Consider the following 14,495-nt stretch of genomic DNA (forward strand, 5'->3'; position numbering starts at 1 on the left):
ACTATAAAAAACCTAATTTTAAATACAATAAATAGCTGTAAATCAAAACAATAAAACCTTAACTTAATGACATTGGGCGCGAGCAGCAATAACTTCAACGGCTAGCGCGATGCCTCAGGCTCGTGCCCACAAAGAAAATATAGCGATCTTTCGTAAAGCCATTCATTTAGTTATTTGGTTGATAAATTAGAACTCAGATTTAATGATCCTATTTAGTTGGTTTACTATTTTGATATTTTAAATTCCAATATCTAAAATATCAAAAGGCATTTTGTTTTTCTGATATTTGATAGAAATTTGCTTTTTAATTTGATAGATTCTGTTCATTGTGCTTGAATTAATTTTTCTGATGAACAATTTTCATCTCAGGATTTTAGAAAAATATCTTTGTTAATGTCCATTTCTATTATTATGGTGCAATTTTTTTAACGAGATTTTTTTAATTAAATTAGTTTTTTAATAGTTTGAGAATTTTATTGACTTGTTTTCATGCTACTAGGATTGTAATGGTTATGTTACCGTTAAATTTATCTGTAGATTTTCCATAGTTAAGTTTTTTCGAAATCAAAAATGTACTTTTGTAACATTAAAATTTTTATTATGAAAAAAATATTTTTGTTTTGTGTCTTTATTCTTATGTCAAATTTGCAAGCGCAACAAAGACCCAAATTAGTAGTTGGTATCGTTGTGGATCAAATGAAAATGGAATATTTATATCGTTTTTCGGATGATTTTTCATCAAATGGATTTAAAAGATTAATGGATAAGGGGTACACTTTTCATAACATGCATTATAATTTTGTACCCACCTATACTGCCCCTGGTCATGCCAGTATTTTTACTGGAGCTACACCATCTACTCATGGCATTGTAGGGAATGATTGGTTTAATAAAGCGACAGGAAAGGATTTGTATTGCACTGACGATGCCTCTGTGAAAACAGTTGGGGATGGTTTAGAAAATGAGGGGGCTATGTCTCCAAAAAACCTTTTAAGCACCACCATCACTGATGAGTTAAGAATGGCAACAAATTTTGAAGGCAAAGTAATCGGGTTGAGTATCAAAGATCGTGGTGCCATTTTACCAGCAGGTCACTTTGCCAATTGGGCTTTTTGGTACAGTAAAACAGGAGCCTTTATTTCAAGTACTTTTTATGGTTTAGCATTACCGGATTGGGTTACAGAATTCAATGAAGAAAAACGATATATGAATTATATCAATAGAGGCTGGGATTTATTTAAGCCGGTTGCTACTTATAATGAAAGTCTTGCAGATGATAATCCATATGAAGGGAAATTGGATAAAACTAAAAGACCTGTTTTTCCTTATGATTTGAAAGAAATTTTTAAAGAAAAAGGGGCTGATATTTTACGTTCTACTCCTTTTGGCAATGATATTTTAGCTGACTTGGCGATGAAAGCTATAGAAAATGAATCCCTCGGAAAAGATGATATAACAGATTTTTTGACTGTTAGTTTCTCTTCTACTGATTATGTTGGTCACACTTTTGGGCCTCGTTCTATGGAGTTGCAAGATACTTATTTACGTTTAGATGAGACTATTGCTCAGTTTTTAACCTACTTAGATAAAACGGTTGGAAAAGATAATTATTTGCTTTTTTTGACTGCTGATCATGCAGGCGCCGAAAATCCAAATTATTTAAAAGATAATAAATACAATGTAAAAAATATACCTTCTAAAGATATTGTTGCAGCATTGAAAAAGTTTTCTAACGAAAGTTTCGGTGCTGATTTAGTTTTGGATTATTCTAATTTTAATCTGTTTTTTAATACAGAAATTATTAAGAATAAAGGATTGGATATGAATGTTGTAAAACAAAGTTTTAAGACGTTTTTGATGACACAGGAGCAAGTTAAAAGAGTGTATACTGAGGAAGAAATTTTAGCTTCTTCCGGAGATGATTATTTTTTGAGTTTTATTTCTAAGGGATATGATCCGAGACAAAATGGTGAAATTGTGGTGTTAGATAAGGCGGGTTACATGCAGTATCAAGCTACCGGAACTACGCACGGAACACTTAATAGCTATGATACTCATGTACCGTTGCTTTTTTATGGTTGGAAAGTTCCTAAAGGGGAGTTGCATGCTAAAAAGTATATTACGCAAATTGCTCCTACACTTTCACAAATGCTAAAAATTCCTTTTCCAAATGGTACGGAGTCTGAAGTGTTAGACACACTTTTAGATGACGATAAATAAACCTAAGTCGAGTTTAATAATAAAACGCCCGTCTTTACGATAAAGACGGGCGTTTTTTATTTTACAGGATTTTCAGAGTCTTGTTTATGCTAAAATTTATTTTGTGCATTGCCTTCAAAAGGATTTAGTACAGTTGCGCCAATTGCAAATAAAGAACCATTCTTGAAAAATTTCCGTCTATTCATTGTTTCTTTTTTTTGTAAGAATTCCAAATGTAAAGAAACTACTTCACGCAGTATGTTAAGGATTGATTATTTTTTTGGAATGAAACAGGTTTCAAATTGCTATGGGTTAATAATAAAAAAATCCCATTTGCATGGACAAATGGGATTCCTGTTTTAGACTGTCGCTGCTATGGGTAACGGAATCTGGTTTTTAAGTAAATCTTCAAAACTCTCGCGGGCACGGATTAAATGGCCTTCCCCATTTAGCCATAAAACCTCTGCTGGCTTGTATCTGGAGTTGTAATTTGATGCCATTGAGAAGCAGTAGGCTCCGGCGTTTCTAAAACATAAAATATCCCCTTCTTTGATTTCTGAAATCCTTCTGTTGTTTGCAAAAGTATCCGTTTCACAAATGTATCCTACTACGGAGTAAAAACGTTCTTTTCCTTTGGGGTTAGAGATGTTTTCGATATGATGTTGCGATCCGTACAACATTGGTCTGATAAGGTGATTAAAACCACTGTCTATTCCAGCAAAAACAGTCGAAGTGGTTTGTTTTACTACATTAACTTTAGCTAAAAAGAAGCCAGCCTCGCTAACTAAAAATTTGCCGGGCTCAAATATCAAGGTTAATTCTTTTCCATATTCAGTACAAAACGCATTGAATCTTTTGGATAGTTTTTTGCCTAATTCTTCGATGTCCGTTTCGATATCGTCTTTTTTATATGGCACTTTAAATCCACTTCCAAAGTCTAGGAATTCAAGATTTTTGAAGTTTTTAGCCGCATCAAATAATATTTCGGCAGCATATAAAAAGACTTCGATGTCTAAAATATCAGAACCAGTGTGCATGTGAATGCCTACAATATTCATTTTGGTGTTTTCTACAATACGAACAAGGTGTGGCAATTGATGAATCGAGATTCCAAATTTACTATCGATATGTCCTACAGAAATATTCGTATTTCCACCAGCCATTACGTGTGGATTGATTCGAATGCAAACAGGTACGTTAGGATGTTTAGTCCCAAATTGTTCTAATATTGATAAATTATCAATATTTATTTGAACTCCCATCGCGTTTACTTCTTCAATTTCTTCGAGAGAAACTCCGTTTGGAGTATAAAATATTTTTTCGGGTGCATAACCGGCATGAAGGCCTAATAGTACTTCTTGAATAGAAACGGTATCTAGACCAGCTCCCATATCCTTTAATAATTGGAGTATTGCAACATTTGACAATGCTTTCATGGCATAATTGATGCGTAACGTATCTACTTTAGAAAAAGCTTTAGTTAATCTATTGTATTGAGATTGTATTTTTTCGGCATCATAAACGTATATTGGACTGCCAAATTGTTCTGCTAATTGTAGTAAGTCTTTTGATTGCATGGTTATTAATTTTCAGCAAATTTATTACTCTTTATTTAGTCCTACAAGCTAATAACTGAATTCTAACAAATTATAACAAAAAGTTATAATTTGAACATCTATTGTTGATTTAAAAAAAAATAACCCTTGACAAATTTTTCTGTCAAGGGTTACAAAATGGTAGCAAGAATTATAAGTTGGGTAAATCACCATTTCCTTTGGTAGGTAAATTGGTATACCCCATCAAGTATTTATCAACTTCTCTGGCTGCCTCTCGACCTTCAGATATTGCCCATACAATTAAAGATTGTCCTCTTCGCATGTCACCTGCAGTAAATATATGAGGAACATTCGTTTGATAATTTGTTGCTTTATAATTGCTTCTCATATCAGTTTCTAATCCTAATTGATCACTTAATGTTTTTTCAGGACCCGTAAATCCCAGTGCCAATAAAGCTAAATCACATGGCCAAATTTTTTCTGAACCTTCTTTTTCTATCAATTCAGGTCTTTGTCCCGGTGTCATTTTCCAAGCCACTTCAACGGTTTTTAAACCTACAAGTTGGCCGCTTTCATTAGAAATGAATTCTTTGGTATTGATCAACCAGTTTCTATTACACCCTTCTTCATGTGAAGAGGACGTTTTTAATTGCAATGGCCAAAACGGCCAAGGGGTAGTTTCACTTCTTCCAACGGGTGGTTTAGGTAAAATCTCAAAATTAGTCACTGATTTAGCTCCGTGTCTGTTTGATGTTCCCACACAATCAGAACCAGTATCTCCGCCACCTATAACGATCACATCCTTACCGGTAGCCATTATTTGACCTGGAATTACTTCACCATATAGTGATTTAGTTTGTTGTGTCAAGAAAGTCATTGCCTGCACCACTCCTTGACTTTCTATTCCTTTGGTAGGTAAACTTCTTCTTTCTGTGGCGCCACCGCATAATACGATTGAATCAAAAGCATTCAATTCTTCAACACTATAGTTTACGCCAACATTTATATTCGTTTTAAAAGTGATTCCTTCAGCTTCTAAAACAGTAACACGTCTGTCGATAATTCCTTTTTCTAATTTGAAATTTGGAATTCCGTAACGTAGTAATCCACCAATGGCGTTGTCTCTTTCAAAAACGGTAACGGTGTGTCCTGCACGATTTAACTGTTGTGCTGCTGCTAATCCAGCAGGACCGGAGCCAATAACGGCGACTGTTTTTCCTGTTCTAACTTCTGGAGGTTGTGGTTTGATCCAACCTTCAGCAAAACCTCTTTCGATAATATTTTTTTCAATATTTTCAATTGCTACTGGCTCACTTATAATTCCTAAAACACATGACTTTTCACATGGAGCGGGGCATAAACGACCCGTAAATTCAGGAAAATTATTGGTTGATTGTAATATTTTCAAGGCACTTTCCCATTCTTCCTGATGCACCATATCGTTAAAATCAGGAATTAAATTTCCCAACGGACAGGCGCTGTGACAAAATGGAATCCCACAATCCATACACCTGGATCCTTGTTCTTTAATTTTATCTTTTTCTAACTGAATTGTAAACTCATTGTAATTTGACACACGCTCTTCAACTAGTACAGTGCTTTCATCTGTTCTATTATATTCTTTAAATCCTCCTATCTTTCCCATAACTATAGTGCTAGTAGTTCTTCAATTTTTTTTTCTTCGGCTAATCTTTCTAATGCCTTTTTGTAATCAGTAGGCATCACTTTGACAAAATGGTTGCGTTGGTTTTCCCAATCTTCTAAAATTCTTTTTGCAAGTGGACTATTGGTGTACAATGAATGATTTTTTATTAAACGTCTCAGTTTAGTAAAGTCATCATCTTCTAATGTTTCAAAAGCGACCATTTCCATATTACAAAGAGTAGCGTCGAATTTTTTATTTGGATCAAAAACATACGCAATGCCACCGCTCATTCCTGCTGCAAAATTTCTTCCTGTTTTGCCAAGGATCACCACTGTTCCACCTGTCATATACTCACATCCATGATCTCCAATTCCTTCAACAACAGCTGTTGCTCCCGAGTTTCGAACACAAAAACGTTCTCCCGCCATACCGTTAATATAGGCTTCGCCACTAATAGCGCCATACAGTGCTACATTACCAATAATGATGTTTTCTTCTGGTTTAAAAGTAGCAGTAGGAGGAACTTTAATAATTAATTTTGCACCAGAAAGTCCTTTTCCTAAATAATCATTACAGTTTCCATGTATTTTAAAGGACAAGCCATTAGTTGCAAAAGCACCAAAACTTTGACCTGCTGAACCTGTGAAATCTACCAATATGGTATCATCTGGTAATCCTTGTGCACCATATATTTTTGAAATTTCATTACTCAATATAGCCCCAACGGAACGATCTGTATTTTTAATATCAAATGTAACTCTCGTTTTCTCTTTCCTGTAAATGGATGGAATAGCGGCTTTTATGATGTCAAAGTCAAGCACGTGTTCTAGTGCGTGATCTTGTGTTGTAGTATTGTGGTTTGGAACCTCTTTTGCTTTTTCAGGTTTGTACAAAATAGCCGATAAATCTAATCCGCTGGCTTTATAATGCTTGATGGCTTTATTGACATTTAATTTCTGAGATTGTCCCACCATTTCCTTTAAGGTTCTGTATCCAAGTTGCGCCATGATTTCTCTTAACTCCTCAGCAATAAAATACATAAAGTTAATAATATGTTCCGGTGTTCCTTTGAAATTTTTTCTCAGTTCTGGATCTTGTGTCGCAATACCTACGGGGCAGGTGTTCAAGTGACAGGCTCTCATCATAATACAACCGGATGCGACTAAAGGAGCAGTCGCAAATCCAAATTCTTCAGCTCCAAGTAAAGCTGCAATAGCTACATCACGTCCTGTTTTCAATTGTCCGTCACATTCTAATACGACACGGCTTCTTAAATCATTCAAGATTAAGGTCTGTTGCGCTTCGGCAAGGCCAAGTTCCCATGGAATACCGGTGTGTTGTAGTGAAGTTAATGGTGCAGCTCCAGTTCCTCCATCGTATCCTGAAATCAAAATCACATCGGCTTTTGCTTTGGCAACACCGGCAGCGATCGTTCCAACGCCCACTTCTGAAACTAATTTTACATTAATTCTGGCTTCACGATTGGCATTTTTTAGATCAAAAATTAATTGGGATAAATCTTCAATAGAGTAAATGTCATGGTGGGGTGGAGGCGAAATTAATCCAACATAAGGAGTAGAATTTCGTACTTCGGCAATCCAAGGCACTACTTTTTCGCCGGGTAATTGTCCACCTTCTCCGGGTTTTGCACCTTGAGCCATTTTTATTTGAATCTCTTTGGCATTGGTCAGATAATTAATAGAAACTCCAAATCTTCCGGAAGCGACTTGCTTGATAGCACTATTTCTTGAATCTCCATTTAAGTCTTTTTGGAATCGTTTTGGATCTTCTCCACCTTCTCCAGAGTTGCTTTTTCCACCAATTCTATTCATAGCAATTGCTAGATTTTCATGGGCTTCCTGACTGATTGAACCATAGGACATGGCTCCAGTTTTGAATTTTTTTACAATTTCGGTCCAAGGTTCGACTTCATCAATTGAAATAGGATCCAGATTATTGAACTCAAACAAACCTCTAATTGTCATTAGATTTTCACTTTGGTCATTAACCATATCAGAGTATTCCTTATAACTTTCAGGACTATTTAAACGTACCGCTTGTTGTAATTTAGAAATCGTTGTTGGATTAAACATGTGTTTTTCTCCTGATCTTCTCCATCTGTAAATTCCGCCAATTTCCAGAGGCAGTAAATTACTCACTTTCGAATTTGGAAAAGCTTTCTGGTATCTTTTCTTGATTTCTTTTTCCACTTCCATCAGACCAATTCCTTCAATTCTGGAAGGAGTGTAGGGAAAATATTTAGAAGTGAATGTTTTATTTAATCCCAAAATTTCAAATATCTGTGCTGCTCTGTACGAATGTAGCGTAGAGATACCAATTTTATTCATGATTTTCAGGATCCCTTTAGCAATCGCTTTATTGTAATTTTTAATGGCGTAATCTGCTTTAATACCAGTAATAAAACCTTCATTTACCTGGTTATGAATGATTTCATTTACCATATAAGGATTGATTGCACTGGCACCATAACCAAATAATAAGGCAAAATGATGCGGCTCTCGTGGCTCTGCAGATTCAATGATGATTCCAAACTTAGAACGAGATTTCAGGATGTTCATCGAATGATGAATATAGGAACAAGCCAATAGCATTGGGATTGGAGCCATTTTTTCGCTTACTCCTCTATCCGAAATGATTACAATATTACACCCTTCAGAAACGGCTTTGAAAGTAGCTTGAACTGCTCTTTCTAAAGCGCGTTCTAAACCATTTACTCCTTTTTCGATGTCGTATAAAGTTGTAATTGTTACTGATTTGAAATCAGCATGATCAATATTTTTTACTTTATCTAAATCCTCATTTGAGATTACTGGATTTTGAATTTTTAGTTTCTTACAATGTTTTGGAACAATGTCAAATATGTTATAATCTCCCCCAATAGCCAGGCTAATATCAGTAATGATTTCTTCGCGAATACCATCTAATGGTGGATTGGTAACCTGAGCAAATAACTGTTTGAAATAGTTGTACAAAAGCTGTGGCTGATCTGACAAAACCGCTAAAGGAGTATCATTTCCCATAGAACTTAATGCCTCTGCCCCTTGGATTCCCATAGGATTTATGATGGTCTTTAAGTCTTCTAGTGTATATCCAAAGAGTCTTTGTCTGGTCTCAAAATCAATATTTTCTACAGGAATTTGATTATGAGTATACGGTATTTGAGATAATTGTACTAAATTTTCATCCAGCCATTGCTGATAAGGACGTTTTGTGACAATTGCATTTTTGATCTCGTCATCTTCTATAATCCGGCCTTCATTCATGTCCACGAGAAACATTTTTCCGGGTTCTAAACGACCATGTTGCACTACATCTTCGGGTTTAATATCAAGAACACCAATTTCTGAAGACATAATTACGAAACCACTTTTAGTCAATGTATAACGAGAAGGACGCAATCCATTTCTATCTAACAAAGCACCAATAACATTACCATCAGTAAAAGGAATAGAGGCTGGGCCATCCCAAGGTTCCATGATGCAAGCATTGTATTCGTAAAAAGCTTTTTTATCGGCGGACATCGTCTGGTGTTTTTCCCACGCTTCAGGGACAACCATCATCATAGCTTCCGGCAAGGAGCGGCCTGTCATCAATAACAGTTCAATTACCATATCCATTGAAGCAGAATCTGATTTTCCTTCTAAAATGATTGGAAATAATTTTTTGATATCGTCACCAAAAACATCACTTTTCATCAATTCCTCACGAGCACGCATGCGACTAATATTTCCACGTAGTGTATTGATCTCACCATTGTGGCACATGTAACGGAACGGTTGCGCTAATTCCCAAGATGGGAATGTGTTGGTGGAAAAACGTTGATGAACCAAAGCTAATCGGGTTACCAAATCGTCATCTAATAAATCCGTATAATACCTACTGATGTCTTCCGGCATCAATAATCCTTTATAGATGATTGTGGTGGTGGAACAACTGGAAAAATAGAACATGTGGCTTTCTGAAATCCTTGAATTTTGGATCGCATGTTCTGCAATTTTTCTCGCTGCAAATAATTTAGCATTAAATTGTTGTTCCGTTAGGTCTAAGCCTTTTTTACCCACAAACACTTGTTTCACGGTTGGTTCTTTCTCACCGGCAATTCGTCCTAAATTAGTGGCATCAACCGGTACGTTTCTCCATCCTAATATTTCTAAATTTTGATCGCGTATCGAAGTTTCGAAAGTCGTTTTACAAAAAACAACTTGGTTTTTACTTTTGGGCATAAAGACCATTCCTACGGCATATTGTTTTGTCTCGGGGATTTCAAAATCACAAACTTTCTTAAAAAAATCATGAGGGATATCAAATAATATTCCCGCTCCATCTCCCGTTCTGCCATCTGAACTCACCGCACCCCGATGTTCTAATTTGATTAGAATATCCAATGCTTTGTGTATAATATCATTTGATTTGATTCCATTTAGATTACAAATGAATCCTGCTCCGCAATTGTCGTGTTCAAATTCGGGCAAATAAAGGCCTTGTTCTTTAACTTTCATGCTTAATATTTTTTATACAAAATTAAAGATTTAGTAACATATAATAGGTGTAAAAGTTAAAAACGGCTTGTTTTTACAGTTATAGTAGAAAAAGGTTAAATAAAACATAATAATAGGATTTTAACGCATTCGATTTGATTTTTCTACAACGAGAAAACCAAATAGAAGCCGATGAATTGATAGTTTTGAAAGAAATATTTTACTGATCATTTTGCTTTTGAATTTATAACAAATTTGGAGTTAATCTTTATATTTTTTTATTTTGAAAGGAGTTGTAGTTTTGTTTGGACTATTGAAATTTAGACACCATTTAAATCAAAAAAAAAATAACAGTTACGTTTAATTTTGCTATTTTTGTGGCACTTTTATTCTGGAATAAATTCAGAATCCAGACAAATTCTATATTATGAACATACACGAATATCAAGGAAAAGAGATTTTAGCTAGTTACGGGGTTCGCATTCAACGCGGAATCGTTGCTAATAGTCCAGTAGAAGCGGTTGCTGCTGCTAAACAATTAACTACCGAAACTGGTACAAGTTGGTATGTTGTAAAAGCCCAAGTTCATGCAGGTGGACGCGGAAAAGGTGGTGGAGTTAAACTAGCAAAAAACTTACAACAAGTAGAAGAAATTGCAGAACAAATCATCGGGATGCAATTGATTACACCTCAAACTTCTGCGGAAGGTAAGAAAGTACATAAAGTTTTAATCGCTGAAGATGTTTATTATCCTGGTGAAAGTGAAACTTCTGAGTTTTATGTTTCTGTTTTATTGAATAGAGCTACAGGTCGTAACATGATTATGTATTCTACTGAAGGTGGAATGGATATTGAAGAAGTTGCGGAGCACACCCCACATTTAATTTTTACCGAAGAAGTGGATCCTTCTGTTGGACTGCAAGGTTTTCAAGCCAGAAGAATTGCTTTTAACTTAGGTCTTTCTGGAAATGCTTTCAAAGAAATGGTTAAATTCATCGATTCTTTGTACAATGCGTACATAGGTTCTGATGCGTCGATGTTTGAAATCAATCCGGTTTTGAAAACATCTGACAATAAAATTATGGCTGTAGATGCTAAAGTAAATATCGATGATAATGCTTTATACAGACAAAAGAAATATGCTGATATGCGTGACGTTCGTGAGGAAAACCCAATCGAAGTGGAAGCAAAAGAAGTAGGTTTGAACTATGTAGATCTTGACGGTACAGTAGGATGTATGGTGAACGGAGCTGGTTTAGCGATGGCAACTATGGATTTAATTAAATATGCTGGTTTTGAACCTGCTAATTTCCTTGACGTAGGTGGAACTGCTGATGCAAAACGTGTTGAAACTGCTTTCCGTATTATCTTAAAAGATCCAAATGTAAAAGCTATTTTGATTAATATTTTTGGTGGAATCGTTCGTTGTGACCGTGTGGCGCAAGGAGTTGTTGATGCATACAAAAATATGGGAGATGCCATTAAAGTGCCTATCATTGTTCGTTTACAAGGTACCAATGCAGCTATTGCAAAAGAATTAATTGATAATTCAGGAATGCCAATTTTATCTGCTGTTGAATTTCAAGAAGCTGCAGATCAAGTAAAAGCTGCACTTTCTTAATTAGAAAATTGTTATATATTGAAAAATCCTGTTTGCTGCGGCAAACAGGATTTTTTTTGGATTAATTTTTAATTATTTTGACCGAACAAATCATAATAATAATCGAAAGTGCAAAGTTTTCTGGCTTATAACAATTATCTTTGTTTTTAATGTTTTTTAGTATTATGAAACTCCACATAAAAAATAATTTCACTTCTGAATTGCCGGCTGACCCCATTGAAATCAATACACCAAGACAGGTTCAGCAATCGGCATATTCGTATGTGTTGCCCAAAAAACCATCCAACCCATCACTAATTCATGCTTCTAATGAAGTGGCTCATGCCATTGGCATTTCTGATGAAGACCTACTTTCAGCTGATTTTTTGGACATTTTTTCAGGAAGCACCATTTATCCGGAAACAAATCCTTTTGCCTTGTGTTATGCCGGACATCAATTTGGGAATTGGGCCGGACAATTGGGAGATGGTCGCGCCATCAATCTCACCGAAGTTATTCGTGAAAATAAGATATATACTTTACAACTAAAAGGAGCAGGTCCAACTCCATATTCCAGAACTGCAGATGGTTTTGCGGTATTGCGTTCTTCCATACGGGAACATTTATGCGCTGAAGCCATGCATTATTTAGGTGTTCCCACAACACGTTCGCTATCGCTTATGCTTTCAGGCGATCAGGTATTGCGCGATGTAATGTATAATGGAAATCCTGCCTATGAAAAAGGCGCTGTCGTTTGCAGAGTGGCTCCGTCATTTATCCGTTTTGGTAGTTTCGAAATGTTTGCTTCTCGAGAAGATTATGTTAATCTCAAATTACTGGCTGATTTTACGATCAAACATCATTTTCCTCACATTCAAGGGGAAGGTATCGAAAAATATCTCGCCTTTTTTCAGGAAGTAACCCGAACTACACTTAAAATGATTGTACACTGGCAACGCGTTGGTTTCGTTCATGGCGTTATGAATACTGATAATATGTCTATTCACGGGATCACGATTGATTATGGGCCTTACGGTTGGTTGGAAGATTATAATTCCGGCTGGACACCTAATACAACGGACAGTCAACATAAAAGATACCGTTTTGGCAATCAACCTGAAATTGCACTCTGGAATTTGTATCAATTGGCGAATGCGTTGTATCCTTTAATTCATGAGGCCAAACCACTTGAAACTATTTTGGACGCTTTTAGTACGGAATACGAAAAGGAGTATTTGGATATGATGCGAAATAAACTCGGTTTCCAAATTAAAAAAGAATCCGATATTGTTTTGATTCAGAGTTTGACCCAATTGCTGGAACGGGTAGAAACAGATATGACGATTTTCTTTAGAAATCTGAGTGATGTTACTAAAGCTGATCTTGCAATTACCGCTTTCGGTTCAATAAAAGACGCTTTTTACAATGAAAAGGATTTAAATGAAACGGTCTTGAAAGATTGGTACGATTGGTTGGAGAAATACAGCATTCGAATCAATGAAGAAATACTTTTGGATACAGAAAGAAAAAATCAAATGAATGCCGTGAACCCAAAATATGTATTGCGGAATTATATGGCACAATTGTGTATTGATGACGCGGATAAAGGAGATTATTCGTTGCTAAACGAATTATTCGAAATGCTTAAAAAGCCGTATGATGAACAACCAAATTTTCAAAAGTGGTTTGCCAAAAGACCCGATTGGGCCAGAGATAAAGTGGGGTGTTCTATGTTAAGCTGTAGTTCTTAAAAATGGTTTAAAAAATATTAAATTAGGTATGTCCTGTAGTTGCCAAACTACATCTTTTAAATAAAATTAAATATATTGGTATTCACAAAGCACAGTCATTTAATGTTTTTTTTAAAATCTATTTAACACCAATTACCTCTTGACCTCTTATTAAAATATTATTTTTATTTTCTAAATTTTCTTTGGTTTTTCCCAAAATGTTTATAATGTCAAATTTGGTGTCACTTTTTCTTAGATTGTAATGTGCTTCTGTATTGGTGACTTCAACCTCCAAAATATAGTTTCGGTCTACTTTGAAAGTATCAGTATTGTCTTTTATTAATGTTCCGTTTACCATATAAATGACATCATTACTTTTGATTTTTGTGAATTCAGATTTAATTTGGTCTAAACCTATAAAATCATATTTCTTGGGGTTTTTAGAAGCAATATAAAGTTGGCCATGATACAAAACAGCATTTATTGTAGTGTCTTTTTTGATTACATTCACAGATTCAATTTCATTTGGGTCAAAATATTCCATCATATTTACAGGCATTAAAATTGAATCAAAAAACATAGCTGCATCTGGATTTTTAGTGTTTTGTCCAAAAAATAATGTTGTAATAAATAATATAGAAAAGGTTAGGAGCTGTTTCATTTTGATGACGTAAATTCATTAAGATGAACTAAATATACAAAAAATCCTGAATTCTCGTTCAGGATTTTATAATTTAATATAGTAGAGGATATAAATCTTTACTACTTATGATTTTTTATTCTTTCCGAAATTAAATTTCACTTTCTCCACTATTTGGACTTTTGAATTTCCTTTTGGATACTGTTTTTTAGAAGTGTTTTTTGTAGCAGGTCTTGATTTTGAAGGTGCTTCATCACCTCTTGATTTTTCTTCGTCTCTTGGTTTTGCCTTAAACTCGGGTCTATCTTTAGCTCCTTCTTTTGCAGGAATTTGAGCTTTGTGCTTGGCTAAAACATCATTTGGGTTTTTTGGATTTTCTTTGGTTCCACGCAAGTGAATAACCAATGCATTTAGAAAATTACGCAACACCTGATCACCACATTCTATGTAATTTTCATGTTTTTCATCGCGAAAAAATGCACCCAATTCGGATTTAGTGATTCTAAAATCTACCAATTCCAATATTTCAACTATTTGATCGTCACGCAGCATTAAAGCGACGCGAAGTTTTTTAAAGATATCGTTGTTTGTCATCATATTCTAATTTTTTACAAAGGTACGGTTTA

Annotated in this window: 8 protein-coding genes; 3 read left to right on the plus strand and 5 right to left on the minus strand. The window is 35.1% G+C overall.

From position 1 onward, the window contains the following. The first annotated feature begins 600 nt into the window (after positions 1-600). Positions 601-2,220, plus strand: a complete 1,620-nt coding sequence (gene pafA, locus EKL95_RS14025) for an alkaline phosphatase PafA (RefSeq protein WP_126564463.1) — start codon at positions 601-603, stop codon at positions 2,218-2,220. Positions 2,221-2,558: 338 nt separating this feature from the next. Here pafA and lysA read toward each other — a convergent pair whose 3' ends face one another. The 3 genes from lysA to gltB all read right to left on the minus strand — a co-directional run bounded on the left by lysA (position 2,559) and on the right by gltB (position 9,920). Next, positions 2,559-3,776, minus strand: a complete 1,218-nt coding sequence (gene lysA, locus EKL95_RS14030; protein ID WP_126460160.1) for a diaminopimelate decarboxylase — start codon at positions 3,774-3,776, stop codon at positions 2,559-2,561. Positions 3,777-3,945: 169 nt separating this feature from the next. Further along, on the minus strand, positions 3,946-5,400 hold the full coding sequence (locus tag EKL95_RS14035) for a glutamate synthase subunit beta (RefSeq protein ID WP_126564464.1): 1,455 nt from the start codon (positions 5,398-5,400) through the stop codon (positions 3,946-3,948). Positions 5,401-5,402: 2 nt separating this feature from the next. Continuing rightward, a complete protein-coding gene (gltB, locus tag EKL95_RS14040) occupies positions 5,403-9,920 on the minus strand; it encodes a glutamate synthase large subunit (protein WP_126564465.1) in 4,518 nt (1,505 codons plus the stop codon). 406 nt (positions 9,921-10,326) lie between these two features. On the opposite strand from gltB, the gene sucC reads away from it, so the two are divergent. After that, a complete protein-coding gene (gene sucC / locus EKL95_RS14045; RefSeq protein WP_126460171.1) occupies positions 10,327-11,520 on the plus strand; it encodes an ADP-forming succinate--CoA ligase subunit beta in 1,194 nt (397 codons plus the stop codon). Positions 11,521-11,681: 161 nt separating this feature from the next. Further along, on the plus strand, positions 11,682-13,250 hold the full coding sequence (locus tag EKL95_RS14050) for a protein adenylyltransferase SelO (RefSeq protein ID WP_199736850.1): 1,569 nt from the start codon (positions 11,682-11,684) through the stop codon (positions 13,248-13,250). Positions 13,251-13,368: 118 nt separating this feature from the next. Here the strand turns inward: EKL95_RS14050 and EKL95_RS14055 are convergent, their stop codons facing one another. Together EKL95_RS14055 and EKL95_RS14060 are read right to left on the minus strand one after the other, a co-directional pair. Next, on the minus strand, positions 13,369-13,890 hold the full coding sequence (locus EKL95_RS14055) for a hypothetical protein (RefSeq protein ID WP_126564467.1): 522 nt from the start codon (positions 13,888-13,890) through the stop codon (positions 13,369-13,371). Positions 13,891-13,995: 105 nt separating this feature from the next. After that, positions 13,996-14,463, minus strand: a complete 468-nt coding sequence (locus EKL95_RS14060; RefSeq protein WP_126454659.1) for a DUF1456 family protein — start codon at positions 14,461-14,463, stop codon at positions 13,996-13,998. Between the last annotated feature and the right edge of the window lie 32 nt (positions 14,464-14,495).

The organism is Flavobacterium sp. LB2P53 (assembly GCF_003970305.1).
GTDB lineage: Bacteria > Bacteroidota > Bacteroidia > Flavobacteriales > Flavobacteriaceae > Flavobacterium.